The sequence below is a fragment of the Peribacillus asahii genome, assembly GCF_004006295.1.
Lineage (GTDB): Bacteria > Bacillota > Bacilli > Bacillales > DSM-1321 > Peribacillus > Peribacillus asahii_A.
Genome location: NZ_CP026095.1, coordinates 943463 through 970023, shown reverse-complemented (window position 1 = coordinate 970023; position 26561 = coordinate 943463). Strand labels below are relative to the sequence as shown.

At 38.2% G+C, this 26561-nt stretch carries 24 protein-coding genes; 10 read left to right on the top strand and 14 right to left on the bottom strand.

All coding sequences use genetic code 11. From position 1 onward, the window contains the following. Window positions 1-87 precede the first annotated feature (87 nt). The 6 genes from BAOM_RS04880 (at window position 88) to BAOM_RS04855 (ending at window position 2117) form a co-directional block, all read left to right on the top strand. A complete protein-coding gene (locus BAOM_RS04880) occupies window positions 88-309 on the top strand; it encodes a spore germination protein (RefSeq protein ID WP_127759296.1) in 222 nt (73 codons plus the stop codon). Window positions 310-382: 73 nt separating this feature from the next. Next, window positions 383-574 (top strand): spore germination protein GerPB, encoded by a 192-nt coding sequence (locus BAOM_RS04875; protein ID WP_127759295.1) that lies wholly within the window; start codon window positions 383-385, stop codon window positions 572-574. A 104-nt stretch (window positions 575-678) separates the two neighbouring features. Further along, a complete protein-coding gene (gene gerPC, locus BAOM_RS04870; RefSeq protein WP_127759294.1) occupies window positions 679-1293 on the top strand; it encodes a spore germination protein GerPC in 615 nt (204 codons plus the stop codon). Further along, window positions 1283-1459, top strand: a complete 177-nt coding sequence (locus tag BAOM_RS04865; RefSeq protein WP_127759293.1) for a spore gernimation protein GerPD — start codon at window positions 1283-1285, stop codon at window positions 1457-1459. The genes gerPC and BAOM_RS04865 overlap by 11 nt, the downstream gene beginning before the upstream one ends. Window positions 1460-1464: 5 nt before the next feature. Next, window positions 1465-1872, top strand: a complete 408-nt coding sequence (locus BAOM_RS04860) for a spore germination protein GerPE (protein ID WP_127759292.1) — start codon at window positions 1465-1467, stop codon at window positions 1870-1872. Between the two features lie 26 nt (window positions 1873-1898). After that, window positions 1899-2117: a spore germination protein gene (locus BAOM_RS04855; protein WP_127759291.1), complete on the top strand. Its 219-nt coding sequence runs from the start codon at window positions 1899-1901 to the stop codon at window positions 2115-2117. Window positions 2118-2274: 157 nt separating this feature from the next. On the opposite strand, the gene BAOM_RS04850 is transcribed toward BAOM_RS04855, so the two are convergent. From BAOM_RS04850 to BAOM_RS04835, 4 genes are all read right to left on the bottom strand, one after another. Next, window positions 2275-2928 (bottom strand): MOSC domain-containing protein, encoded by a 654-nt coding sequence (locus tag BAOM_RS04850; RefSeq protein ID WP_127759290.1) that lies wholly within the window; start codon window positions 2926-2928, stop codon window positions 2275-2277. A gap of 161 nt (window positions 2929-3089) precedes the next feature. Next, complete coding sequence (addA, locus tag BAOM_RS04845) at window positions 3090-6848, bottom strand: helicase-exonuclease AddAB subunit AddA (protein ID WP_127759289.1); 3759 nt, start codon at window positions 6846-6848, stop codon at window positions 3090-3092. Beyond that, window positions 6845-10336: a helicase-exonuclease AddAB subunit AddB gene (gene addB / locus BAOM_RS04840; RefSeq protein ID WP_127759288.1), complete on the bottom strand. Its 3492-nt coding sequence runs from the start codon at window positions 10334-10336 to the stop codon at window positions 6845-6847. The genes addA and addB overlap by 4 nt, the downstream gene beginning before the upstream one ends. Before the next feature lie 254 nt (window positions 10337-10590). After that, window positions 10591-11205 carry a TVP38/TMEM64 family protein gene (locus tag BAOM_RS04835; protein ID WP_127759287.1) on the bottom strand — a complete coding sequence of 205 codons (615 nt, stop codon included), beginning with the start codon at window positions 11203-11205 and terminating at the stop codon, window positions 10591-10593. A 248-nt stretch (window positions 11206-11453) separates the two neighbouring features. Here BAOM_RS04835 and BAOM_RS04830 point away from each other — a divergent pair, with 248 nt between their 5' ends. Then, window positions 11454-11852: a YhjD family protein gene (locus tag BAOM_RS04830; RefSeq protein WP_127759286.1), complete on the top strand. Its 399-nt coding sequence runs from the start codon at window positions 11454-11456 to the stop codon at window positions 11850-11852. On the opposite strand, the gene BAOM_RS04825 is transcribed toward BAOM_RS04830, so the two are convergent. Next, on the bottom strand, window positions 11835-12407 hold the full coding sequence (locus BAOM_RS04825) for a competence protein ComK (protein ID WP_127759285.1): 573 nt from the start codon (window positions 12405-12407) through the stop codon (window positions 11835-11837). The genes BAOM_RS04830 and BAOM_RS04825 overlap by 18 nt on opposite strands. A 301-nt stretch (window positions 12408-12708) precedes the next feature. On the opposite strand from BAOM_RS04825, the gene BAOM_RS04820 reads away from it, so the two are divergent. Further along, window positions 12709-12945 carry an IDEAL domain-containing protein gene (locus tag BAOM_RS04820; RefSeq protein WP_127759284.1) on the top strand — a complete coding sequence of 79 codons (237 nt, stop codon included), beginning with the start codon at window positions 12709-12711 and terminating at the stop codon, window positions 12943-12945. A gap of 166 nt (window positions 12946-13111) precedes the next feature. Here BAOM_RS04820 and BAOM_RS04810 read toward each other — a convergent pair whose 3' ends face one another. The 4 genes from BAOM_RS04810 to BAOM_RS04795 all read right to left on the bottom strand — a co-directional run bounded on the left by BAOM_RS04810 (window position 13112) and on the right by BAOM_RS04795 (window position 17941). Next, on the bottom strand, window positions 13112-13921 hold the full coding sequence (locus BAOM_RS04810) for a YitT family protein (protein WP_127759283.1): 810 nt from the start codon (window positions 13919-13921) through the stop codon (window positions 13112-13114). Window positions 13922-14099: 178 nt separating this feature from the next. Beyond that, complete coding sequence (locus BAOM_RS04805) at window positions 14100-15362, bottom strand: M48 family metallopeptidase (RefSeq protein ID WP_127759282.1); 1263 nt, start codon at window positions 15360-15362, stop codon at window positions 14100-14102. Window positions 15363-15695: 333 nt separating this feature from the next. Then, window positions 15696-16223 (bottom strand): HD domain-containing protein, encoded by a 528-nt coding sequence (locus tag BAOM_RS04800; protein ID WP_127759281.1) that lies wholly within the window; start codon window positions 16221-16223, stop codon window positions 15696-15698. A 170-nt stretch (window positions 16224-16393) separates the two neighbouring features. Then, window positions 16394-17941, bottom strand: a complete 1548-nt coding sequence (locus BAOM_RS04795) for a fatty acid--CoA ligase family protein (protein ID WP_127759280.1) — start codon at window positions 17939-17941, stop codon at window positions 16394-16396. Window positions 17942-18262: 321 nt separating this feature from the next. Here BAOM_RS04795 and BAOM_RS04790 point away from each other — a divergent pair, with 321 nt between their 5' ends. Next, window positions 18263-19474, top strand: coding sequence for a CynX/NimT family MFS transporter (locus tag BAOM_RS04790; protein WP_127759279.1), 1212 nt, complete (start codon window positions 18263-18265; stop codon window positions 19472-19474). A gap of 269 nt (window positions 19475-19743) precedes the next feature. Here BAOM_RS04790 and BAOM_RS04785 read toward each other — a convergent pair whose 3' ends face one another. The 3 genes from BAOM_RS04785 to BAOM_RS04775 form a co-directional block, all read right to left on the bottom strand. After that, window positions 19744-20523: an SDR family NAD(P)-dependent oxidoreductase gene (locus BAOM_RS04785; protein WP_127759278.1), complete on the bottom strand. Its 780-nt coding sequence runs from the start codon at window positions 20521-20523 to the stop codon at window positions 19744-19746. A gap of 553 nt (window positions 20524-21076) precedes the next feature. Then, entirely contained in the window at window positions 21077-22066 is a 990-nt protein-coding gene (locus tag BAOM_RS04780) for a lipoate--protein ligase (protein ID WP_127759277.1), read from the bottom strand. Between the two features lie 25 nt (window positions 22067-22091). Then, window positions 22092-22832 carry an MBL fold metallo-hydrolase gene (locus BAOM_RS04775; RefSeq protein ID WP_127759276.1) on the bottom strand — a complete coding sequence of 247 codons (741 nt, stop codon included), beginning with the start codon at window positions 22830-22832 and terminating at the stop codon, window positions 22092-22094. Between the two features lie 308 nt (window positions 22833-23140). Between BAOM_RS04775 and yhfH the strand changes: the two genes are divergently transcribed. Then, window positions 23141-23269, top strand: coding sequence for a protein YhfH (gene yhfH, locus BAOM_RS04770; RefSeq protein WP_127759275.1), 129 nt, complete (start codon window positions 23141-23143; stop codon window positions 23267-23269). A gap of 291 nt (window positions 23270-23560) precedes the next feature. Here yhfH and BAOM_RS04765 read toward each other — a convergent pair whose 3' ends face one another. Next, complete coding sequence (locus BAOM_RS04765) at window positions 23561-25768, bottom strand: YhgE/Pip domain-containing protein (protein ID WP_127759274.1); 2208 nt, start codon at window positions 25766-25768, stop codon at window positions 23561-23563. Between the two features lie 70 nt (window positions 25769-25838). Continuing rightward, complete coding sequence (locus tag BAOM_RS04760; protein ID WP_127759273.1) at window positions 25839-26417, bottom strand: TetR/AcrR family transcriptional regulator; 579 nt, start codon at window positions 26415-26417, stop codon at window positions 25839-25841. Window positions 26418-26561: the final 144 nt, after the last annotated feature.

Sequence of the window (26561 nt, the reverse complement as noted above, 5' to 3'; positions counted from 1 at the left end):
ATTAATCGTTCACATACATACTATAGCATCGAGTAGTCTTCTGCCTAGTGATCTAACATTTAATAAATAAGTCAAAGGATGGATGATATGCCTGCAATCGTCGGAGTCATTCAAGTCATTAATGTGTCTAGCAGCGGCATTGTTCATATTGGCGATGTTTTTAAAATTTCTCCTTATTCGACTGCAAAAACATTTGCAGGTGCAGGTTCGTTTAACACCGGACAGTCGATTTCTCTTTATAACCAATATAGCGCAACGAATATAAACGATCCTGATCTAATCGATGAACCTGTTGCATTTAACGTCTAAACTGAAGGCTATGCTATAGAAATCCGTTTATCCACGAGATTGTTTAACATAGCCTATCAGAAAGGAGCTTACAATGATTTTTCATATCCAACAAACGATTCAAATCAATATGATTAAAATTGGCGGTATAAGTAACTCTTCTGTTTTTCAAATCGGTAGTGCCGGCATTATTAAACCATACTCTTCATTAGCCAATACAGGCGGTTTCACAGAGCCCGCACCACAATTACAACCTAGTGGTGAAATTAGCTTAGTTCCACTTTAATAGTAAAATGTTCTAGATTTCTTCTAGGCGTTCACCTATATCAAACTTTTGCATATATTATCAAATGATTAAAATCTTCAGTGAAAGTTTGAGGTGACTAACTCTTGAACAATGATTTATATACCTATTCTAAACAAATGCAACATTACTTAGAAGCTCAAGAGAAACGAATACTGCAACTTGAGCAAGAGGTAAAACGCCTAACTGAAGAAATATCCGTTCTAAAGAATAAGCCACCGATTCATGTCGATCGAATCGAATACAAATTCGATCAATTAAAAGTGGAATCTCTTGATGGAACATTAAATATAGGATTAAATCCGAGTGACTTAAATAATATCGATGAATTTGCCGTTAATAATCAGCCTGTATCACCAGCATCTTTTCCATTTCCAAAAAGGGAGCAGATTGTTAAAGAAATGACTATAGAATTGATGTCACAATTAGATGAAATGATTCAAGCTACAGAATCTCAAGTTGGCATTACACTTGATCCTACGTATCATGATTTCATCAAAAATGATGTCGAACGTCAACTCGAACAACGAATTCATATGTATTTTGACCATAGTTTACCAACTGAACGCGCCCCGCATCAATTTGAACATTTAAAAGAAAAAGTGTTCGAAAAGGTAAAATCAGATATTCAAGTGGCTCTCATGAATTTTATTACCCATTCAAAAGGACAGACAGGAGGAAATCAACCTAATGGAGTTTAATGTGGTTAATCATCAATTATGTGTAGACAATATTAATATTAATGGGGTAGCAGCTTCTTCCTTATTTCTTATTGGGGATGTACAAACCGTTCAACTATCTTCCGCTTTCGATACACCACCAGAATCCCTTATTATAAAACCGCTCGCCCTAATACCAAAGGCATAATTGATATGTTTCAACGAATTTCCAAATCCAGATCATTGGAGGCTACTTCTATTATTTTGGGTTCCACTCTACAAATTGGTGACTGCTCTTATATCGACGGGACAGTCCACGCACTTGCTGTTCAGCGAAGAAGCGAGATTCTCTATGAACGCGACGATGATTTTAGTGATTACAAAATTTTTTCGCGCCCCTTGACTCTCCCGATCATCACCGAACCTATTCAAATGCGATTTAATCATCTTTGTCCATTTATTGAAACAGGTAATATTTATATAAACGCTATTTCGACCAGCTCCGTCGCTGGTCTTGGAAACGTAGGACATATACGAATGAAATCAAAAATTCATCATACTCGACAACTTAGTGACACTGAAATGAAAAATAAGCCAGGTTCAACAAAGAAAGCAGAATAAAAACTAGAAAAAAGGGGATGTTTATTATGCCTGCAATTACAGGTCCTATTCAAATTTCTCATATGGGCTCAGGAACTCTGCAATTTGGAGACGCCGCAGTAATTTCTCCAAAATCGGCCTCTAAAACAATAACCGGCTCTGGTGCCTCTAATACTGGAGCAATCATTGCCACAGTTAGCGCGATTAACGGAACCAACGTTCTCGATGTTAACGGTGTTGACCAACCAATTGCCGGAAATAATTAAAAAATTTTAACTAACTCATATTGATAATACGTAAAAACGCTTGGTTCACCTAATTAACCAAGCGTTTTTACAATGTGTTAATGTGTCCCTTCCAGCCTTGCTTTTATCCCACACTTAACGGGCAGTAAGACAATAAGACCCCCCACTGATGGAAGTTTCACTTTATATCTGTTTCTATCCCTGCTAAACGTTTATGAAACGTCTTTCTCCAGCTGTCGGAAAGTGCCTCAACCGCTAAAATTTGTTGGATCGCTTCTTTATTGCTTTTATCATGGTGCATAATGTTATTAGCAAACTGAATCGATATTTGATTACCATCTTTCTCGATTAATTCAACTTCGGAATTTGGTTGAACCCATCCTTCTTGTAACACTCTAAAGTAATAGCCTGTGTAACCCGTATTTTGAACTTGTAGAGCTAAATCAGACACCCCATGTTTCTTCGCGACTTTAAAGCAAGGTTCTCTCGGCTGACTCACCTGAACAACTGCTTCTCCTACTTGATAAATATCTCCTATATGTATATCCCGTTCTAACATCCCTTGCAGCGTAAGGTTTTCTCCAAACGCGCTACTTCCCAGGTCCTTGTTTATTGTTTGTTCCCAATAAGCATAATGCTCGTACGGATAAGCACAAACAGCTTTATCCTCTCCGCCGTGATTCACCAAATCAGCCTGTCCATCTCCTTCAAAATTGAGCTTCCTAAGAAAAACTGGTTCAAGGCTTGGCGTTTTAAATATGCCTGTTGTTAATGCTTTCCCGTTATATTCTACCGTTATTGGTTTCCCAATATTGAGTGCAACAACTTTCATCGATATCCAAATCCCTCCTTATTTAACTCTTAGCACAAGTACAAAGCAATTGAAGCACTCTCCTTCAATTGCTTTGTTTACGTCCTTTTTTATAAGCTATAAGCCGTTCATTAATGCAAGTTTCTTTTTATTTTACCAGAACATCTTCTGCTTCAGAACACTCACTCTTCCATCTCTAATAAATGTGCACCATCAAAGAAAAATAAATAACACTTTGTTACTTTTTTATGCAAAATTCCTTCGACTGCCCTTTTATATAATTGAAGCTGTGTTTGATAGCGTTCGGCAAGAATGTCTTTAGCTCCCTCAAATCCATTTGAAAAACGGCCGGTAATGGCATCTGTTTTATAATCTAACAGCACAAGCCCTTGTTCATCTTCAAATAAACAATCAATGACACCTTGGACGAGTACCTCTTCTTCTCCTTCATCCCAATCAGGATACGCAATATGAGCAGGTAACGACATCATAAAAGGCACTTCTCGACGTACAGTAGCCGCCTTTTTCAATCGCTGACCAATTTCCGTTTGAAAGAACTGAATAATAATGTGTGAATCGACCGCCACTCGCTGTTCTTCGGTTAACAGCTCACGCTGAATTAAATCCGTCAATAATTGTTCAATATAGTCGACGGTTATGTCAGCTGTTATATCGAGATGCTGCATGACTAAATGAACAATCGTTCCTTTTTCAGCTGGTGTTAATGACTTTTCTTGCATAAAAGCCGGCCGCTTTGTAATCGGTCGACTAAACGACTTAATCAACTCTGTCGCACTATGATCATCAGCTAATTCAAATCTGCGTTTCAATTCCGAAACAGATTGCTTAGAGCGATGAGTGGCTGCATTTATTTGCGGATAGCTCCAATGTAGATTGTCCTCAATCAATCTCGTATATTCCGACGTACTATCTACTTTCTTAGATTGCTTCACTTGTTCTAGCCATGAATCTTCCGCTAGCTCCTCTTCGTCCACTCCCATCAGTTCTTCACTTCGAACGATGGAGATCATCCATTGAGACGCATGAAAAGTAATCTCTTCATTCAAACGGTTAGGAACATGATCCTCCATTAATCTTTGACCATCTTGATGGCGAATGAGAGCTGGTCCAATCCAATCGAGATAGCTTTTCGCCCCTGCGCGAGTATAATCCTTTAAAAGCCAGTCAGCATGAGAGGCATTGCTCCCCCAACTGTTCAAGCTCTTCTCTGCATTATTGACGCTTGCAATTAAATACAGCTTCTCCTTTGCCCTTGTTAAAGCCACATACAAGACGCGCATTTCCTCGGCAATCAGCTCTAATTGTTTTTTCTTCTTGAAAGCAAGCTGCGGTAACGATGGATACGTAATTCGAAGCTCTGGATTTACATATTTCGCTGCAAACCCGAACTCCTTATCCAACAAGTAGGATTTGCGTAAGTCCATCATATTAAATTGCTTCGAAAGACCAGCAATAAACACAACAGGGAACTCTAAACCTTTTGAAGAATGAATCGTCATCAGTCGAACGACATCCTCTTGTTCTCCAAGTGCCCTGGCAGCTCCTAAATCATCACCGCGCTCTTGCATTCTTTCAATAAAACGTAAAAAACGGAATAAACCACGGAATGAACTGGACTCATATTGTCTAGCGCGATCATAAAAGGCTCTCAAATTCGCTTGACGCTGCTTTCCACCTGGCATGCCCCCAACAAAATCATAAAATCTCGTTTCGCGATATAATAGCCAAATTAAATCTGACAATGATTCTTGCTTGGCAAGCTTTCTCCACTTCACAAGCTTCTGATAAAAGGCAGCCACTTGTTCATATAAGCCTGTCTGTTCATTCACATCGCCTTGACGATAAAAAGCAGCTAGTGCTTCATAATAACTTCCTGAATGGAACGTGCGGATTTTGGCCATTTGCTCTTCATCTAGTCCAACAATCGGTGAACGCAATACAGAAGCGAGCGGAATATCTTGCTGCGGATTATCAATCACTTTTAATAACGAAAGCATAATCGCCACTTCTGTCGCCTCAAAATAGCCGGTCGATAAATTCGCATAAACCGGAATTCCCTGCTTCTTAAATTCCTCCATAATTTGCGGGGCCCATGGCATAGAGCGCAGCAAAATGACAATATCTCGATATTGTATCGCACGATGCTGCTTCGTTTTCGGATCATAGATTGATTGTTTTTCATTGATAGCTTGTTTAATCAACTTTGCCATCATACGTGCTTCTAATTGCGCCTTTTCTAATTCTTCCGACTCGAATTCAGCTGTTGACTCAGAAGAATCTGATAAACTCTCGTCCTCACTTGGCGCGCCATCTACGACATATAACTCAATAGGAAACGATTGATCCTCAGGATATGGTGCTCCTTTTTTCAATTGTGCGTCTTCATCATACTCAATCTCTCCGACCTTGATTCCCATCAACTGTTGAAATAAAAAGTTTGTCCCATCTAATACTTCCGTACGACTGCGGAAATTCTGATTTAAATCAATCCGCAGTCCTGACTCTTGACCATCATGAGTAAAGCGAGTGTATTTGCCGAGAAATAGATTTGGTTCGGCTAATCGAAAACGATAGATAGATTGCTTAACATCACCCACCATGAACATATTTCCACTGTGCTCGCCGTCCGCTGTCACTAACGATAAAATCGATTCTTGAACGAGGTTGACATCTTGGTACTCATCCACAAGCACTTCTTTAAATTGCTTACGATAAGCTAACGCAACGTCTGATGGTTTTCTTTCACCATGTTCAAGCTCTTTCGTTAAAATCTCTAAACAAAAATGCTCTAAATCGGAGAAATCCACCAGATTTTTTTCCGTTTTCGCTGCAAAAAAACCAGCATCAAACTGCTTAACCAGTAACACTAATGTTTCGACATAGCTCTTCAGTTCTCGTATATCACGAAGATAACTTTCCGGTTTTCGAACAAACAATTCTTCTTGTAATGTTTTCACGATTTTTTTCGCTTTATCACGATGCTTCGTCGCTTCATCGACAATTTCTTTTATAAAGTCCGCTCCTGAACAGCGCTTAGCCGTTGTAAAAGAAACGTTTTGAATCGCCTCATGCAATGTATACCACGATGTTTCATTCGCCTGAGATAACGCTGCAATCATTTCTAAATCTGCTCGATAATTTTCCACGCGTGGTGCCGGACCCCCTGGCACCTTTGTTAAATCTAACGCTCTTTCCAATAAATCTTTCGCTTTATCCAATTGTAACGCGATATCAAATCGTAACGCATGGATAAATGGTAAATCTTCAATTGTCGCATCATCTGAAAGGTCATACATCTCAGCCGCTTCATCCAGCCATTGATTTGGATTCGGATGCGAACGGGAGAAATCATGTAAAGAGCGTACAATTTGTTGCAAATCCGCATCGCTTCGGTCGCTCGTAAACGCATCCACTAATCGGAAAAATTCCTCATTATCACTGCGACCATAATGCTCTTCAAATAGCTCTTCCATCACTTCATCCCGAAGCAATTCTATCTCTGTAGAATCAGCAATCCGGAACCCTGGGTCAATATCAATTTCGTAATAATATTGACGAATCACTTCTAAACAAAAGGAATGTAGTGTAGAAATAGACGCTCGATTGATTAAGCTTAGCTGTTTACGAAGGTGCTGTGAACTAGGATTTTGAGCAATGGCTTGTTCAAGCGCTTCACTAATACGATGACGCATTTCAGCAGCGGACGCATTCGTAAATGTCACGACTAGTAATTCATCCACATCCATTGGATCGTCTTCAGAAAGGATTTTTTGGATAATCCGATTGACTAGTACAGCTGTTTTCCCGGACCCAGCCGCAGCCGCGACTAATATGTCCTGATCTTTCGCCCAAATCGCCTTCCATTGATCGTCTGTCCACGTCACCTCCACTGGCTTCTCAGGAATGATTGTTTTACTCACACCTCTACCCCCTCTCTCAGCAACGCTAAGACATCTTTTTGCTTCTTATCTGTTAACGTTCGGTATTCATTGTCTTCTAATGATGAATCAAACTGACAAACTGTTTTAAATGAACAATATTTACATGGTGTACGGTCTTTCAATTTATAAGGAGCGATTCCGACATCTCCGTTTACCATTTTATTACCCGCATTTTCATAAATGTGACGAACATGCTTTTGCAGGAGAGAAAATTCATCACGACTTGCAATTTTGGACGTAGCGGACACCGTTCCATCCTTTTTAAGGCTAGCTGGAATAATATGAGATTTACTAGATGCCCCTACTTCAAGGGATTGGTCCATTAGTTGAATTACATTGGTATCTCCTAAAATAAGACCTTTCATTTTAAAGCTTTTAAACATTTCTTCTTCTATTTGATCAAGACTTAACATTCCTTTAGATTTAATGACCGGATTATGCATATGGAAATACAGAACCCCAGCAGGAAGCGCTTCTGTTCCAATTAGAGAACTGGAATGCGTGACAACGATATCAAGGTAAGTTAACATTTGCAACGCTAAGCCGTAATACACTTCCGTTAAGCTCAAATCTTTCTCACTAGACTTATAATCCAATACACGTAAGAAAATACCGTTGCTCTCCTCGGCTTTATCCACGCGGTCAATTCGGCCAATCAATTCCATCTGTGTCCCGTTCTGTAATGAAAATGAAAGGGGCGGCAACGTTTCATTTTTTCCAAATCCTAGCTCTAAACCAATTGGAGCAAAGCCGCTTAATTTCGCTTGTTCACTTAACACAATGGAAGCTCGGCCAATAACCTGTTCTAATTTTCGTTTTAAATAATGATGACGATTAGAACTAAGCAAAATTTGATTTTGCAATTTAGGAGCGAGCGTCTCCACCGCTTTTCTCGCTAGCGTTAAACATTGATCTTTCGTCAATGCTGCCCATGAAATAGCATGTTCATATAGATAATCAGAAATGATCTTCAACGCTCCATGGAACATTTCCCCAATATCAGGTGCGTCCAGTCTAAAAACTTGCCGCTCACGCAGCTTTAATCCATGTGCCGCAAAATGAGAAAATGGACAGCTATTAAACATCTCCATTCGAGAAACACTCGTCATAATACTTTCGCCATATAATTGTTTCGTTGTTTCTGACGATAGCTTCTTAGCTTGATTTTCATAGAAGATACTCGATAGGACACGCGATGTCTCGTTTTTCATATATTCATCATCCATCAATGCATTATAAACATCCCACCATAGCGGGTGCATCGGATAATTCCGTTTCTTAAGCTGTAATTGTGACGTTAGATGAGATAAAGCAACTTCCATATTCACAATAAAATCAGCTTGCTCAGTTGGAGATCCATCAAAAGGATCGTTGCTGTACAAGTTAGCATGAATATGCGGAATAACATCAGAAATACGCTTTATATAAGAAGACGGTAATAATGCTTTCCCTTCCTCATCCGCTAACGGATAAGATACGTAAAGCAAATGAGAAGGGGTACTAAAAGCCTTATACGCAATAAACTCCTCATCTAATAACCGAATCTTTGAGCTTGGCGCCACTTCCAGACCGTTTGCAAGCAGCGTCTCTCTGTCTTGATCTGAAAAAATCCCTTCAGCAGGTGCCTTCCCTGGTAACACTCCATCATTTAATCCAATAATAAAGGCTGCTTTTACATCATCCAAACGAGATAAATCTAAGTTGGCGATAATCACTTGATCCATCGCCTGCGGAACTAATGAAAAATTCAATGAATCAAGCCCTGCTTCAATAATGAGGGCAAATGCTTTTAATGACATCTGCTCTTCACTTAACAGCTCTACAAATTGATCGAGTAAATCGATGACCGCATTCCATGCTTGTTCATGTTCTCGTGCTGCGACTAAATCGCCAGCTTCTTCAGCTGCTTGTCTTAATTTTTCTAATTGCTCTGCGGCACGGATATCTTCTAAATATAAATAGAGCGCTTCGGATAATTCTTTTGCAGTTTCCGCTCGATTTATCCTGCGTGATAACGTTAGAATCGGTGCGGTAAACCATTGCTTCAGCTCATTTAGTTCTTCTTCTATTTGCCTTTCTTTATCCGTCTGAGATCGTTCCTCAAGCTCTAAGCCACGAAAACGACGATAGGTCCATCTCTCTTTTGATGTCCATTTCTCCCCTTTAATCCCTCGGGATAACACATAATTCTCCAGACGATCGACCTGTTCACGCATCAAGTCGCTATTCTTCTCTAATGGAAAAAGCAATTCCGTCTTAATCGCCTGAAATACCGGTTCATAACGCCAGTTGCTTGTCAAAATGTCTAATGTCGAACGAATGAGTTCAATAAGAGGGTGATGTAACATCTTGCGTTTAGAATCTATAAAAAGCGGAATCTCATAGTCTCGAAAAACGGTTTGAATAATATCTCGGTAAGCCTCGCCATTTCGCATTAAAACGGCGATATCTCTAAAGCGATACTCCTCATCCCGAACGAGCTTCACAATTGTTCTCGCAACCCCCTCCACTTCGGCACGTCGATTGACCGCCTGCGATACCATTACGTTCGCTGGACTCTCATATGGACGAACAGGCCGCACTGCAAAATGCTGCTCTAAATGTTTCAATACAGGATTTTCACTAAAGCGACCAACTTCTGTGAAGACCTTGTCTGCTTCAATCGGCACGCCTAATCGAAGCGCTGTTTGATAAATCTCATAATACGTTGTCCCGGTTTGTCTAAACAGTTCTAGAGGATCCGGCGGCATCGATGAATAAGGTCGATCCAGCGTTAAAGCGACCGTAACAGAGCAACCTCTTTTCATCATTTCTTCAAGAATAAGCAGCTCTTGTTGAGTCAAACTATAAAAGCCATCGACATAAATTTGTGCATTCGCGATATAAGAAGAATCTGCTAGTTTTTCAATCAATAGCGTAAAGTAATCCTCGGATTGAAGGTATTTGTCCATCAATTTCTCTTCAAACGATTGATAAATTAATTCTAAATCGTGTAATTTATCTTGAATGACACCGCTTGTTGCAGCTGACTGTTCTAAAAAACTTTGCAATTGTTCCGGCTGTATACAACAGCGCTTAAACTCAACGAGCATCTGCTCCATTTGCGTAACAAACCCCTGCTTGTCTGCAGAGCGTCGAAAAACCTTCAGCTCTTCTTTCTTTTCCTCCATAATTTTACGAATAAGCATATTCACCCCTACGCTATCTAAGTGAATACGGCTCATTCCTCCTGTTTCTTGAAGGACGCGCCAAGCAAGTCGACTAAAGCTGAACACTTGAGCCCGAATCATTCCTTCAAGTCCTGGTGTCTTAATTAATTTATATTCAGACAAAAATGTCATCTGATCGGGAACAAGATAGATGATAGGGTTTCCTTCTGGATGATGAGCTAATGTACTTCGGATTTCGTCTAACATAAAAGACGTCTTCCCGGTCCCGGATCTCCCCAATAAAAAACGAAGCGTCACCTGCTGTCCCTCCTTTTTCTACAAAAATTTCAATGTACTATCTATGATAACAGAAAAACCGACTTGCTTATGTCGATTTCATTTTCCATTTTTTCTACTTGTATTATAGTGCATCCACACCCTAAAATACAATCGTATGTTCGCCTTTTAAAACTGGTTTGGTTATATAACGCTGTTGATGTTATCAACAATATTGTTTGACAACACAAAAAATAAGTCGTTCGGTTTTCTGTATATAACCGAACGACTCTTTTCTAATATCCTCTTTCTCGTTTCATATTTTTATCCAAATGACGCTCAATCCTTTTCCCGACATACCAAAGAATAAAAATAACAATCAATACAATCACGGTTCGAACCGGTTGATGAATCAAGGAGGGAATGTCATACCCAATGAAACTAATTGTAAAAATCATGACCATCTTTCCCGATATAACCGCTAAAGCATATTGCCATAAACTTACTTTTGAAAGTCCCGCAACAATATTCACGACCGCTGACGGTGTAAAAGGAAAACAAAGCATTAAAAACAATGGACTAAATCCATGATTTTCAACCCAGTTCATAAGTTTTTGAACTTGCTTATGTTGTTGCAAAAAATGAAAAAACCTTGCTTGTCCAAATTTCCGGACAACTAAAAAAACAAGAAAAGCACCTATGACCGCCCCAAGCCAAGAAAATAAAAATCCCCACCACAACCCAAAGGCCGTTGCATTGGCCATAACAAAAATAAACAAAGGTAAAAAAGGTAAAAAAGCTTCTAACAATGGCAATACAATTCCCGCAATGGGTCCTAACGATTGATATTGCTGCATAATGTCTAATATGTTTTCAAGCGTCAGCCATTCCCGTAATGCTTCAAAATCCATAACAATCTCCCTCATATCAAGTTACGTAGCCATTCTCTATGTACTCTCATTATTTCACATATATAACATTCTTCTTAAAAGGCAAATATCGTTCCTTTTTCTTTATCATAACACTCCTTTTTTTCAGATTCCATAATCTATGTATGTAATCCGGAACGAGGCCTTGCATAATAAAACTTCATCATTTAAAATAGAACAAACGTTCCAAAAATAACCAAATCTTATATAGAGAGAAAGGAGATTGAACAATGGCTCGTATGACAAAACAGGCTCAAACAATGATTGAACAAGCCATTTATTTGCCAATGGTACTAAAGATTCTAAAAAGGGATTTACAAATCATCGAAACAAGCGAATTGAAGTTAAAAAGACCTTATCAGGATCTCATAAAAGACGTTTTCAAAAAAGTAGAACGAGACTTAGCAGCCGTTCTTACCTATTTACAGCATGAGGAGATTACAGTTAACGAAGTAGAGCGAGATGAAACGTTTACGATGTACTGCTTCACCTATAAAGGGCAGGAAGAACGCCATAATTATTTTAACCCCCGCCTAAAAAAACAAACGGAAAACTTACTGACGTATTACTTCTTTCAAAAAAGTCCTTATTCTGTTAGCCCATCCGCTGACTCAGGTTCGGCGCAATAAAGTATACTTGGATGGTACTTCGGCAGTTTGTGCCCAGTCTAACTGATTAGCTAAATCTTGCAGCATTCTTTGTATTTCCTCCAGTCGTGGAAGGAGCCTCGTTTTCAGAAAGGCTGTTCGATGCAGTTGCGTCTTAAATGAGCTGATTGACATATTAACAACTATACTTTGTTTATTACGAAGAACAACTGTAGTTTGTTTGGAGTCTAGGCGAGTAAATGACAGGATATGATCATGTGCCAACCAAATACATTGAGGACGTAAAGGAGAGGCAGTTGGAAAGAAGAAAAGCGAGCCAGAAGGATCAATCGTAATCGGAGCTTTATGTGTAAAACCTGTTATTTTCTTTGTTCCTGACCTCCTGCCTTCATAACTCACCCCCAAATATTCACAACTTTTCTTAATAATATCCGTTGGCTTAAGGGGACAAATAAATTCACCTTCTAATTCAATAATTCGCGAATATACTTTACTTCCATCTTGAACAGGTAACAGAGCAAGCGTATAAGGCGTCACTGTATATTCTGCCCTGAAATTGTTTTGATTGTGTTCCATATCATTTCTCCCTTCTTAATGAATAAATCCAAAACTTGCCCTAATCATACCACATACATAGGTATAAAGTATTGATTTCACAAAATATTCAAAAAATAACTACTCCTATGGAACACTCCACCTATCGACACAATTCCATAACTATATATATTCAACTTGTTAAACCGACATAAGAATGTTTATTTACATGCACTGTTGATTTATATACATACGTTAAAATTAATTTAATTTTTTAAAAAATCATACTACTTTTATCGCATAAACACTCATATATTAATAAAAAGGGCAGGGGTGATTTCCAATGAAAAATGACAAATCCTATTCAGAATTGGTAAAGGCTCACTCGACGAAAAAAGCCAAGAAAAATGAAACGATGCAGGAAATACTCATTGAGATGATTATTCGTGAATCCATCCTTAAGAGGAAACGAAACAAGCTGGCTCAGCAAATTGACGATGCCCTTGACAATAAAGACAAACCGTTATTTTTACAATTAAGCGCTGAAATGAAACAATTAATGAAACTATTTGGCAATTAAAAAAAGCTAACCAATCGTTCAGATTACGAACCTTTCTCACAGTCATCTATCCGGTGGAACTAGACAGCAACACAGGTTGAACATGTTATCTTTTGACAAAGCCTCCCATTATTTTGGGAGGCTTTACTTATGACAGATTAACCCTGTCGAAGAGAAACATTTCCTTTCACCCTCGATGGAAAAATCCAATTACTTCTGTTGTTTGTGTAATATTAACAAACGCATCTGCATCCACTTTATTCAGGATTGCCTTCACCTCTGCTAATTGATAACGTGTAATAACAGTCATTAATATTTTTTGTTTGTTGCCAGAATAAGCTCCTTCCCCATCCATGATTGTAATTCCCCGGTATAAATTAGCTAATAGCTGTTCCTTCACTTCATCGCCTTTTTTCGTCACAATCAGTAACGTTAATTTAATATGACTCGTATGAATCGTATCAATAACCTTACCAGCAGCATAAATCCCTACTAATGTGAGTAAAGCAGAATTCCAGTCAAAAATAAAACCGGAAATCACCACCACAACCGCATTCATTACGGAAAGTAACGTTCCAAGCGGGAAATCCCGTTTTTTTGTAAGTAACATGGCCAAAATATCAAAACCGCCAGAAGAACCCGATGCTCTAAAAATAATGGCAACTCCAAGGCCCGATATCACGCCGCCAAATAAACAAGATAGAAACTGGTCTGTTGAAATCGCTTCAACAGGAATCACATATAAGCTAACGGATAATACAACAACTGATAGAATAGTGTAGCAAATAAATTGTTTTCCTAATTTTAAAATGCCAATAATTAATAAAGGTAAATTTAATAAAAAATTCAAAATTCCTGTGTTAATAGGTGTGACGATTCCCAACATCATAGCAATTCCGCCTAAGCCGCTGCTCAATATTTGATGAGGAATTAAAAATAAATTAAATGCCAACGCCACAATGACTGAACCTATAATAATCGATACTATATTACGCATACCCCTTCTCCTTTATTTCTTTCTAACAATCAAGTTCTTTCCTTACTGTTAATCTGCGGTAAAAGTTGTATTCATTATAGTCAATAATCATATGCTGCCAAAAGTAAAAGTTTTTTCTAAACATTTACACTTTTTAGACATTAAAGCAAAAAAAGCCAGCCGCGTTAGCAGCCGACTCTTATTCATCCTTATCATACTTCTCAATAGTAGAAATTCGCTCAAGCATAGAAGGATGTGTATAACGAAGCCATTTAATCAGTAAAGGCGGATGAACTTGACTAAGTCCTGTACGTGTCAAGTCTTGAAAAGCATGAATAGCCGCTTCTTGATCTCCAGTCATTTCAATCGCATAGCGGTCCGCTCTCGTTTCCTGATAACGCGACACATAATTTGAAAGAGGATTAGAAGCGAATAGTAAGACACCAGTTAGTAATAGAAATAATGGCAGCGAGCTAATAGTGTCAACAGCAGAAATCTTTAATAGTTTCCCCCATCGCTCCACAATGTAATTCATCAGTCGTGAAATGAGCCAAAGCCCCACAAACGTTAGAGCTAAATAGCCTGCAATTCCAATATAAATATGCTTCTCAACATAATGAGCCATTTCATGCGCCATAATAAATAAAATTTCATCTTCCTGTAATTTGTTTAACGTCGTATCCCACAGAACAATTCTTGAATTCGCCCCAACGCCTGTCACATAAGCATTTAAAGCATTCGTTTCCTCTGACTTGTTCACTTCATACACATGCTCTGCCGGGATATTCGCTCGATCAGCGAGCATTAAAATCTTTTCCTCTAATTGTTTATTTTTTAATGGATAAAAGTCATTATAAAGCGGATCAATCAAAACAGGTTGTACAAACATAAGTAAAAAGGAAAACGGAACCGAGAGAAGCCATGCGTATAACCACCATTTTTTTGAGCTTTTTTTCATTAACCAATATAATACGGAGATAATGAGAAACATGAGAGCAAAGTTAACCCAAAATCCAATAATCTCATCCTTCATCCAAGCACTAAAGGATTGCGTATTAATATTATACGCTCGACTAAATGTATAGCTAATATATTGTATAGGGAATACAGTGATATAAGTAAGCAACGATAACCAAAATAAATAAATTCCCGTTTGGGCAACTCTCCATTTAGAGATCGACATCGACCATCTCTCAAATACCCTTGATACTCCACACAGCAAAATGAAAAAATAAATCAGCCATTCAAATGGAGTATTAACTAGAAAGATAAAGTTACGGATGTTGGAATATTCCTCACTTAACACAAGCTCTCTTGCGTTTAAAAAGGTTTGCGGATCTGCCGCCGTACCTTTTAAAACTTGTGGAATCGATGTATCCGCAAACAAAAAAATGTAGCCATACATACAAGCCACATAGACTAAATAAATGATAATAGCATAGCCTGCCCATTTTCTAGCCATCGTCCTTCCCCCTTAGTTGAAAACTACCTCTAACTGCCTTCTAGCTAGACGCCCAGTTGCTCTTATACTTTCCACGTAAAAAACAATATATTTACTATATTGTAAGCAAAGTTAGACAAGTTAGAACCTTTAACCTCTCAAGCAGATGGATAAACATTCTATTCCAGTTTATCCTCAATGTTTCGTAAATGGATGTAACAGGACCATTAACTCTGGACGATTCGCCGCATTCATTTTTGAATAAACTAAAAGGCGTGTGACGAGCAGGAGCAAAAACCAACAGCGTCATATAATAAAGCCTGTACATAAAAAATAAGCTACCATCCTATTCGCCTAGGATGATAACTTATTGTTTGCTTCTTTATCAATCAATTGGTCTAAGCGGATAATCATATCTTTTGCTCGAAGTGAATCGATTGTACGATAATGATGTTTGCCGCCTTCTTCTTCGTCTTTCTCATCAGCCCATTTTACAATCTGTTGTAATGGGGTGCGCATAATATCATTGGAAGGTAAAAATGAATCGGTGTGAAATAAAATAGCAAGGGAAATCGTTTTTGCTTTAATAGGATTTTCACCAAGTCGAATAAGAAGCTTGTGCGCTCTTTCGGCTCCTTTAATCGGGTGAATATCATTTTGACGATATAGGTCATAATCCCAATTTCCATTACGGTACCAAGTAAAGTGACCCATATCATGAAGAAACCCAGCTTTCGCAGCGATGTCCGGATCCACATTATGCTCCTTTGCTAAATGGAAAGCGTGGTAGGCAACAGCAATAGCATGCGCCATTCCAGAACGGTTCAAATACTTTTGTGTAATAGGATGTTCGTAAAGTTGCAATAAAGTAACCTCTCTCATCTAATCTCCCTCCTACTACTAAATTTTTACTATCTTATCGCGGATTATCCAAGAAATCAAGTTCCTAATTTTTTACATTAGTTTATGATTTCACACATAAAAATGTTTGTACAAAAGAGACTATAGCGAAGAAAATCGCGATAATCTCTAAAGGAAAGACAGCTATATGATTATTGTGTCATTTTAGTCTTTAATGCACGCCGTAAAATCTTACCTGTTGTATTTTTGGGAAGCTCCTCTATAAATGTAATACAAGCTGGAACTTTGTATTTCGCTAAGTGTTTTATACAGTAAGCTTTTAATTCTTCCTCTGTTAAAGCTGGATCTTTTTTCACTACAAAACAATGAACCACTTCACCTTGATTAGAATCAGGTACGCCAATGGCAGCCGCTTCTATAACATCCGAGTGAGCGAATAACACTTCCTCTACTTCACGCGGATACACATTGTATCCCCCAACAATAATGAGTTCTTTCTTACGATCGACAATATAAAAATAGCCGTCCTCATCCATGCGCGCTAAATCACCGGTATATAGCCAGCCATCTTTCAATACAGCGTTTGATTCCTCTGGCATTTTATAATAGCCTTTCATCACATTTGGACCGCGGACAATCAATTCCCCGACTTGACCCACTGGTACTTCTTCTCCAAGTGCATTAACGATTTTGTTTTCAACATTCAGAATCGATGTGCCGATAGAGCCTGGTTTAGCCGGGCGATCTAATGGGTTGAAGCATGTTACTGGTGACGCCTCAGATAACCCATATCCTTCTGAAACCGTAACATGAAACTTCCGTTCGAATGATGTTAAAAGAGCCACCGGCATAGGAGAGCCACCTGAAATCCAACGTTTAACAGACTGTACATGAGCGGCCGTTCCTTCCGGATACTGATACAAGAAATTATACATAGTTGGTACACCGGCAAAAACGGTTGCTTCATATTCCTGACTTAGTCTAAAAATTTCCTTCGGACTAAACTGCGGTACAATCAACAGCGTTCCTCCACTTATCAGCGGTGCATTTAAAGTGACGGTTAAACTAAAAACATGAAACATCGGCAGCGTTGTAATGACACGGTCGTTGGCACCTATTTTTAAATAGTCTGCAACATCTCGCGCATTGGAATAAAGGTTCCGATGTGTCAGCATCGCCCCCTTCGGCTTTCCTGTCGTTCCTGACGTATACAAGATAAGAGCTGTCTCCTCTTCATCTGGCACAGGGCCCTGAAATTGCAAATCCCCAGAAGCAATAACCTCCGCAAACGATTTCATCTTTGAATAAATAGAAACTGGACTGTTACTTGACTGTTCGTTGCTTGAATCTGTTTCACAAATAATATATTGCTCAACAGTTGTTAGGAGCGGATCGATTTTCTCTAGCATTGGAATAAGAAGATCGAGGGCAATAACTGCCTTCACATCCCCATTATTGACAATGTAACTAATTTCATCTGGAGTATAAATTGGATTGATTGGAATAACTGTTGCACCTGCTCGCAATGCACCGTACATCCCAATAATAAAATGTGGAGAATTCCCTAAAAGCATAGCAACATGATCACCCTTTGAAACACCTAGCTTATGTAAACCATCTGCGAATTTGGTCACCGCAGCATCTAATTCACCGTACGAAGTCGATTGGTCTAAAAAATAATAAGCAGGTTTTTGTGCATTTTCTATGGCGGTTTTATGAAGCTGTTCAGATAAATTCATTCTTCTCCCTCCATTTAGACACAATGAATGAACAATCATTCACAAAATCTGTAAATTAATTACAATTTTATTATAATAAATGAATTTAATTCCAGCAATGTTTTTTATACAAGAAAAGTCAAATGAGTTTTATCACTAAAGTTAAGTTCGCTTTACATACTAGTATTATTGGCCAAATCTCACAGACCTTCTGCTTACCTGCGTTTCTTTTTTTCTAAATTTCACCAATCGATGAAGCAGATGCGAAATTCATTTTATCTCTGCCTTAAATTACTGTAATATATTGTAGGAAGTTTGTTCATCTAGGAGGAGATTATTTTAATGGAATTACAAAAGGTACAAAAGGAACATGCTAATACGAACTCCTTTTATACTTTCTTGCTCATTGCTGGTATTGTGCTAGTAGCATTTAATTTGCGGCCAGCTATTACATCATTAGGACCATTAGTTGGGATGATTCAGGAAGATATCGGGTTAGCCCATTGGAGTGCAGGCTTATTAATGAGCTTGCCATTAATTGTTTTTGCCGTGATGTCACCCATCGTTCCCAAGATAGCCACCCGTTTAACCAATGAAAGGACCTTACTATTAGGTTTGCTTTTTCTTTTAATTGGTATATGTATTCGATTCATTCCGATGGTGTTTTTTCTTTTTATCGGAACTCTATTTGTCGGTATAGGCATTGCCATTGGAAATGTTCTTTTGCCCGTTGTTGTAAAGGATAAATTCCCAACAAAATTCGGTCTAATGACAAGTGTTTATTCCACTTCAATGGGGTTGATTGCATCGTTAGCATCGGGGGTTAGTGTTCCTTTAGCCACTGGTTTAAATCTAGGATGGCAAGGGGCCTTAATCGTATGGGGGATACCAGCATTGGTCGCTATCTTGATTTGGTTTTTTCTGCTCAGGTTTAGTGATAAAAATCATCAAGTAGTGAGAAATGTCCGTTCTAACTCTAATCGAATTTGGCGTTCGCCGCTTGCCTGGCAAATAGCTATTTTTATGGGATTTCAATCCTTTTTATTTTATGTAACAGTTGCTTGGTTACCTGAAATATTACATAGTCATGGAATAACTATAGAGACAGCCGGCTGGTTACTTTCGTTTACTCAACTAATGGGATTGCCTGCTAGTTTCTTCGTCCCTGTTCTGGCAGCACGTTTCCGTTCTCAAGTATGGCTTGCCTTCATATTAGGTATGTTCCCGATTGTTGGTTATGGAGGATTACTGCTAGGTTCATCATATCCCGTTTTAATAGCAAGTATTATTTTAATTGGCATTACATTAGGCGGGTGCTTCCCATTGGCTCTAAGCTACATAGGGCTTCGTACTCGGAATACAAGTCAGGCTGCAGAGTTATCCGCGATGGTACAATCAACAGGCTACCTGCTTGCTGCTGTAGGTCCTATGTTTATTGGATATTTGTATGATGTCACTCATGTGTGGACTGTTCCACTCATCACCCTAATCATTGTTTCTGTAGTAGTTATGACATTCGCTACGGCCTCTGGACGAAATCAGTATGTACAATAGTTTGGATCTAGAGTGAATAGTTTGCATACGTATTCAGATTGAATGAAAAATAAATAACTTAATCTCACATTTCGCACTCCCTTGAAAATTTCAAATTCAATGTATTTTAATCTCTTGGTATCTATGAATCTCTTCCATTTAGATAGATTATCCAATGCCTATCATTTATTGAAAAGCCCGTTATATCAAGACTTAAAAACACATCAGAAATTTTTCTTTAGAGTCCGAAATGTGAGGTAATACTAACACCAGTAATTGTTTAATAACGTTTAATACATAACTACTCCAGAACTCACATTTACATCTTCTCCAGTGATTCCAATTGCCGCGTCGGTCGATAAAAATACGGCCGTCTTGGCAATTTCTTCTGGTTTGACAAAACGTTTTAATGGAGATGAACTTTTTAATTCACGTTCCACTTCCTCTTTATCAATTCCTCTTACTTTTCCTTGGTTTGAAATAACACTATCAATTCGTTCACCTTCAACAAATCCAGGACAAATTGCGTTAACGGTAATGTTATGTTCACCTAGTTCAGCTGCTAGTGTTCTTGTTAAACCTATGACTCCCATTTTAGCCGCACAATATCCTACTCGATATGGCAGAGCGCGCTTTCCTGAAACAGAAGATAGGTTAATGATACGACCTGATTGGTTTTCCATCATGTTTGGAACGACAGCTTTAATGCATAAGAATGTACTTGTTAAATTGTCATTTAGAACAGCTTGAAAATCTTCAACTGCCAAATCTTTAACAGAGGTAGTTGGACCTGCAGTTCCAGCATTATTCACCAGTACATCAATTTTGCCGAATACCTCAATTGTTTTTTCTGCCATATGTTTTACTTGTTCTTCGTTGGTAACATCAGCAATGACACTAATAACATTTGGATTTTCCTCTTTTAATTCTAATTCTACCTTTTCTAAAGCCTCTTTCGACCTGCCTACTAAAACAAGATTTGCTCCTTCTTTTGAAAAGGAATAAGCAATAACCTTTCCAATCCCTCTGCTTGCACTCGTAACGATAACAACTTTATTTTTTACTGACATATGATCCTCTCTTTCTCACTAGTTCTCGCTGAATTATACTTGGAATCTAGAGTTTGTTTGAAATTTACTAATGACATTAACGTTCGGTCACGCCACATTCTTCGTTGTTCTAACTCATCGTGATTTAATAGTGACCTTCTTTGAGATTCAATCTTTTCAATCTTTTTCTATGTAACAAACATAGTTAATGAATTTGAATACGTATGCAAAATAAGACATAATTTCTACTTTTATTACACCTTTCCTTTTTGAATACGTATGTACACATACGTCAAATTTTGGTTTTTTTAAGTAAAAATGTAAATATTTATTTTTAAATATAGTTATAAAATTTGGAGGTGTCAACATTTTTTTGGTAATTCTATTAACGGTGTATTAGAGAAAATTAATTAATAAAATATTGAATTTGCTAGAAATAAGCCCCTTACTTAGCTCCCCAGCATCCGCCCCCAAGAAACGAAGGTGCTTAAATGAGCCGAAAATCAACAACGTTATTTAACAGAACCTCTACACACAAAAAAACGCCCTAACTAAGCTAGGACGGATTTTCCAATTAAAAAATCAATTTCAATATATCTTCTTTTGTTACATTGCCAAAATAATGTTGTACATCGACCTCTTCTAATACCGCATCAATCGCTTGTTTTTCATAACGAACGCCCGTTAATTTGTGTTCAATGTCTGTTACTTCTCCTACACCGAAGAAATCACCATAAATTTTACAGTTTTCAATTATCCCTTTATTTACTTCTAGTCTTATATCAATCGAACCAACTGGAAAACGATGAGAATGCTGTAAATTAAACTTTGGAGATCGACCATAATTCCAATCCCATTGCTGATATCGTTTTTCCGAGATTTTATGAATCTCCTTCCAATCCTCTTCCGTTAACACGTATTCTGGAATTTCCTCAGTTCCTTCAAAAATATTTTTTAATAAGAAGCTGCGAAATTCTTCAATTGTCATTGGTTCTTTTAAGAAGTCTGCAATATTGCCAACACGGCTTCTAATAGACTTAATGCCTTTGGATTCGATTTTATCTTTCTTTACTTTCAATGCTGATACGATATGCTCCATTTCAGAGTTAAACAATAACGTACCGTGACTGAACATCCGTCCTCTTGTCGCAAACATCGCATTGCCGGAAATCTTCTTCCCTTCCGCCATAATATCGTTACGCCCGCTTAGCTCGGCTTGAACGCCCAGCTTCCCAAGCGCTTTCACAACAGGTTCAGTGAATTTTTTAAAATTATGAAAGCTATCTCCATCATCTTTCGTAATAAAGCTAAAATTCAAGTTGCCTAAATCGTGATAAACAGCTCCACCACCGGAAAGACGACGAACAACCGTAATGCCCTGCTCATCTACATAGTCCTGATTAATCTCTTCAACCGTATTTTGATTCTTCCCGATAATAATCGCATTTTTATTAATATAAAATAATAAGTACGATTCATTAATATCTAAATGTTTTAGCGCGTATTCCTCAATCGCCAAGTTAATTCGTGGGTCGGTAATTCCTTTGTTATCAATAAAAAGCATCCTTGCTCCTCCTTGTGTTCATTCGTCAAAGCTGAAACTCTAAGCAGCTTTTCGCCAGTGCAATTTCACGCATAAATACTTCACCGGCTTCTTTCTTTAACTGCTGGTGATCTCCGTAATGCGGTAAATGAGTTAAAATTAAGAGCTGTACATTCGCCTTCTCCGCAATCATTCCTGCTTCTCGCGCTGTCATATGCCCTGCTTTCGAAGGGTCTGTATTTGTATCGCTGTAAAAGTTACTCTCGCACAACAATACGTTAGCCTCGCTCGCAAATTCCGCCAATTCATCCATATATGTAGTGTCTCCCGTATATACGAGCGTGTCTCCTCCTGCTTCAATTCTCATGGCAAAGCATGGAGCCGGGTGATTCGTTTTCATAAATCGAAACGTAAAGGGGCCGATTTGTACGGGCTTTTCAGTTGAATAAGCGATTCCCTTTGTAATGTTTTTATATGAAAGTTTATTAAATTCAATCTGATCTAAAGAATGTCCATAGATTGGAAGTGTTTTCTGCTTACTGCCCAGCATTTGTTGAATTAAGAGCGCATGCTGTAATACCCCAATATCCGCCACATGATCTGGATGATAATGACTTAACACAACCGCATCTAATTCTTCTGGTTTCAAATGGTTTTGCAATTGAGCTAACACACCGCTGCCACAATCAAGCAATACGCGATAATCCTCATATTCCAATAAGTATCCTGAACTTGCTTCATTTTTCGCTGGGTATCCACCCCAAAAACCAATAACGGTAATCTTCATGCTTATTGTCACTCCTTTTATCGCTTCTGCATTTAGTCCATATTGAATGGACAATAAAGTGAAACTTCTATCAATGGAGGTACTTTTGACTGTTGATGATTTGAACTGAAACTGCGGCTTCAGACGCAATGAGCTACCCATTATTTTATGAAAAAATATTGAGCAACGAAGCCTACCACAAATATAAACTATTTGCTTACGTTTTGCATCTTTTCAAGAATGTTATAAAACATATATTGACACAACGAAACTGTTATAATACAATCAAGTCATAGATAACCGATAAGTTGAACAGGAGGATGGATTTCATGATTAAAAGTAGCGTTGAATTCTTCAAAAACCTACCACCGAAGCAATGCGTAGAATGTGGAAAAAAAATCGAAGAACAACATGAATGTTACGGAAACAAATGTGACCATTGCTTGTCTACAAAATAACTTTTTTAAAATTGGTTCCATCATCCACTTTTTTAAAGTAGATGCTTCTATATAAGGGCTAGTTCACCACTGGCCCTATCCCCAAATTGTAAGACGGTTCTTTTTAATGGGAATCGTTTTTTTTATTTATTGGCTTTACTACAAGGTGTGTAAGGATAGGGTTTCACACGAGCAAGAGCCAAACATCAACATTGTTCTATAACAAAATAAGAGTCACCAAAAGACAACAAACAATCTTTTGGTGACTCTTATTATTTTCTATCTAATCTAAACGAGCTAGTTCCGCTCTTCTTATTCTTCTGCTAATTCATTAACACCGGAATACTTCTTTTTATGGCTAATCACAAAATACAACAATGTCAACACCATAAAACTTACCATAAAGCCGATGAGCACATATCCATTTTGCCACATTAAACTAAAGTTCCCACTAGAAATGACTTCTTTATAGCCTCGAACGGTATATGCCATTGGCAATAAGCCATTGAAATCTTGTAGTGGCTGCGGAACTAATTCAATCGGAAATGTTCCCGCACTTGTTGTTAATTGTAAAATTAAGATGAGAATTGCTATAAAACGGCCTGGGTCTCCTAATGTTGTCACTAATAATTGAACTAATGTAATAAAGACTAAGCTTGTTAAAATAGAATATAGAATAAACAATGGTACACTTTGAACATCCATATCTAATACCCATAATGTGACTCCTGAAGCGATTAAAGCTTGGATTGTTCCAATAACCGTGATAACACTTAGTTTACTAGTAAACCAGCTAAACCCGCTGCGCGGAATATCAACTGGATCTTTATATGGAAATACAATAGAAAGTATTAGCGCTCCAACAAACAATCCTAACGATAAGAAATAAGGAGCAATACCTGTTCCGTAGTTTGGAACTTTATTTATGCTTTCTTTTTCAACAGTTACTGGCTCTGCGACCATATTATACGTTTTGTCGTTTGCCTGAATCTCGGATGCCTCTGTTGCTGCTTCATTGATTTCATCTTTAAATTCTGTAGAACCCTCTGCTAACTTATTAGTTCCATTCACGATTTGACTAGAACCTTCTGCTAGTTGACTAGACCCATCTGCTAATGCTGTTGAACCTGTTTGTAACTGATTGACCCCATCAACAAGTGTTGTCGAACCTTTAGCAAGATTTTGACTGCCGGCCGATGCTTCAGACAGCTTCTCACCAAACGTCACTAAGCCCACCCGTAATTGAGTTTGCCCTTCTGTTAATTGAGCGGCACCGTTTTTCAACTGCTCTGTCCCGTCGCTCAGTTCAGAAATCCCTGTTTGAAGTGCTTTTTGTCCGTTATTTAGTGTTGCGATTTTCTCAGATAACGTGGATGCTCCCGACTCTATTTGGCCTGCAGAGCTAGCTAATGTTTCATTGCCTTCTCCAAGTTTTGTTGCTCCTGCTGACAACTGTGCTAGTGCTTGCTTCAAGGCAGCCTGTTGTTCTTCAGGCAACGCGGGCATAACAGGCTCTAATTGTGATTGCAGTGCAGCAACTCCCTCTTCTAATTCCTTTGCCCCTTGAGCCGCACTGTTCGCTCCTGTTTGAAATTTTTGTAACGAACCCTCCAATTGCTCGCTGCCCTGATGAATTTGATCCGTTCCTGATACAACTTCGTTCATTTTCTCCTCAACTGTACCTATGCCAGTATGAGCTTGATCAATTCCAGCTTGAAGGCTTCCTGCTCCCTCTTCTGCTTTTTGCGCTCCTTCAATCAACTGATTTTGAGCATTGGCCAACTGACTTAAACCATCTGCAAGTGTTGCTGCTCCTTTTTGCAGCTCAACAGTCCCATCATGTACTTTTTTCGTACCGCCTGTAAACTCGACCTGCTTTTTAGCTAATAAGGTTAATTTCTCTTCTAGTGTTTTCGCTCCTTCATCAAGATCCATAATGCCATCTTTCAATTTTCCAGCTGCTTTGTCTGTAGACTCATATCCATCGGCCAGTTTCGTCATAATATCAAACATCGTTTCGGCATAAGTCTCTGTTACTTTTTCTGATAGCGCCTTTTGAATTTTAGCAACCGCTGTCTCGCCAATTTGAGCTGATAAAAAGTTAAAGCTCTCATTCGGCACGTACTTTAACTGTAACTTTTGCGGATCTTCATCCATCAATGTTGTTGCATTTTCTGAAAAGTTCTCGGGAATTTCGACTAATAAGTAATATTTTTGATTCTCTAAGTTTCGATAACCGGTTTCTCGATTCACAAACTGAAAATCAAAATCTTTGCTTTCCTTTAACTTATCAACAAATTCATCTCCAAGCTGCAACTTTTCTCCTTCCATTTCAGCCCCTTTATCGTTATTCACAATTGCTACAGGTAAATCTTCTAAATGACTGTATGGATCCCAAAAGGCCCATAAAAACGTCCCGCTATATAAAATTGGAATAAACAAAATAGCAATAATCGAGACGAGCATTTTTTTATTTTTAAACAGTTCGACTACTTGCTGTTTTAATAAACTCGGTTTCAAAGTATTCCCTCCTAAACACAATTGACCATTTCATTCAATTGGTCATAATGTTGCAAAAAAATATGGATTATCATGGAGCAATCGACAATCCAGTAAATAAATATAACTCAAATAGTTCAGCTATTTCTTTTTTTTCAAGAGGCTTATGATTTCGTTCCCAATCAGAAATAAACGCTAAATACAGCTTGAACATTAAAAAAGCGGTGATTTCAGGGTCACATGGGCGTATATATGCTTTCTCTATCGCTATCGAAATTTTTTCCTTCAAATACGAAACGATAGCAAGCTCCACCTCATTGAGCATCTCTTGAACAGCTGGTGTTCCCATTTCCTTTTCTTCTTGAACTAATTTAAGCGATAATTGATGCTCTTTTCTAAATTCAAGAATGCGATATACAGCTCGATGTAAATTCTCTTTGAAGCTTAATTCAGGCTGGATGGCTTGGTCCGCCTCCTGCTTCATTTCCTCAATCATCTGCAGTACAATCTCTTTAAATAACTGCTCTTTATTCGCATAAAAAGTATAAATCGTCCCTTTTCCAACATTCGCAATTTTTGCTACTTGATCCATTGTAGTCGCCTTATATCCAAACAACGAAAAAGACTTCGTAGCCGCTTCTAAAATGAGTTGCTTACGATCAATAGACATATCTCACCTCTCACTGACCATTTTTCAAAATCGGTCATTCGGTTCTTTATGATGGTAACAAATTTTATTTTTCATAGCAAGCACTTTTCAAAAGACTTGATAAAACACTACTGATTTTTGGCTCATTTCGTGTGAGACCTCGGT

Bases quoted from the DNA above. Each gene is read 5' to 3' on its own strand.
- BAOM_RS04775 (WP_127759276.1), bottom strand. From the start codon at position 22,832: ATGAAGATTACCGTTATTGGTTTTTGGGGTGGATACCCAGCGAAAAAT.
- BAOM_RS04880 (WP_127759296.1), top strand. From the start codon at position 88: ATGCCTGCAATCGTCGGAGTCATTCAAGTCATTAATGTGTCTAGCAGC.
- BAOM_RS04795 (WP_127759280.1), bottom strand. From the start codon at position 17,941: ATGAATTTATCTGAACAGCTTCATAAAACCGCCATAGAAAATGCACAA.
- BAOM_RS04855 (WP_127759291.1), top strand. From the start codon at position 1,899: ATGCCTGCAATTACAGGTCCTATTCAAATTTCTCATATGGGCTCAGGA.
- BAOM_RS04780 (WP_127759277.1), bottom strand. From the start codon at position 22,066: ATGCTTTTTATTGATAACAAAGGAATTACCGACCCACGAATTAACTTG.
- BAOM_RS04785 (WP_127759278.1), bottom strand. From the start codon at position 20,523: ATGTCAGTAAAAAATAAAGTTGTTATCGTTACGAGTGCAAGCAGAGGG.
- BAOM_RS04860 (WP_127759292.1), top strand. From the start codon at position 1,465: ATGTTTCAACGAATTTCCAAATCCAGATCATTGGAGGCTACTTCTATT.
- BAOM_RS04875 (WP_127759295.1), top strand. From the start codon at position 383: ATGATTTTTCATATCCAACAAACGATTCAAATCAATATGATTAAAATT.
- yhfH (WP_127759275.1), top strand. From the start codon at position 23,141: ATGATTAAAAGTAGCGTTGAATTCTTCAAAAACCTACCACCGAAGCAA.
- BAOM_RS04760 (WP_127759273.1), bottom strand. From the start codon at position 26,417: ATGTCTATTGATCGTAAGCAACTCATTTTAGAAGCGGCTACGAAGTCT.
- BAOM_RS04830 (WP_127759286.1), top strand. From the start codon at position 11,454: ATGGCTCGTATGACAAAACAGGCTCAAACAATGATTGAACAAGCCATT.
- BAOM_RS04865 (WP_127759293.1), top strand. From the start codon at position 1,283: ATGGAGTTTAATGTGGTTAATCATCAATTATGTGTAGACAATATTAAT.
- BAOM_RS04820 (WP_127759284.1), top strand. From the start codon at position 12,709: ATGAAAAATGACAAATCCTATTCAGAATTGGTAAAGGCTCACTCGACG.
- BAOM_RS04825 (WP_127759285.1), bottom strand. From the start codon at position 12,407: ATGGAACACAATCAAAACAATTTCAGGGCAGAATATACAGTGACGCCT.
- BAOM_RS04790 (WP_127759279.1), top strand. From the start codon at position 18,263: ATGGAATTACAAAAGGTACAAAAGGAACATGCTAATACGAACTCCTTT.
- BAOM_RS04800 (WP_127759281.1), bottom strand. From the start codon at position 16,223: ATGAGAGAGGTTACTTTATTGCAACTTTACGAACATCCTATTACACAA.
- BAOM_RS04850 (WP_127759290.1), bottom strand. From the start codon at position 2,928: ATGAAAGTTGTTGCACTCAATATTGGGAAACCAATAACGGTAGAATAT.
- BAOM_RS04810 (WP_127759283.1), bottom strand. From the start codon at position 13,921: ATGCGTAATATAGTATCGATTATTATAGGTTCAGTCATTGTGGCGTTG.
- BAOM_RS04835 (WP_127759287.1), bottom strand. From the start codon at position 11,205: ATGGATTTTGAAGCATTACGGGAATGGCTGACGCTTGAAAACATATTA.
- BAOM_RS04805 (WP_127759282.1), bottom strand. From the start codon at position 15,362: ATGGCTAGAAAATGGGCAGGCTATGCTATTATCATTTATTTAGTCTAT.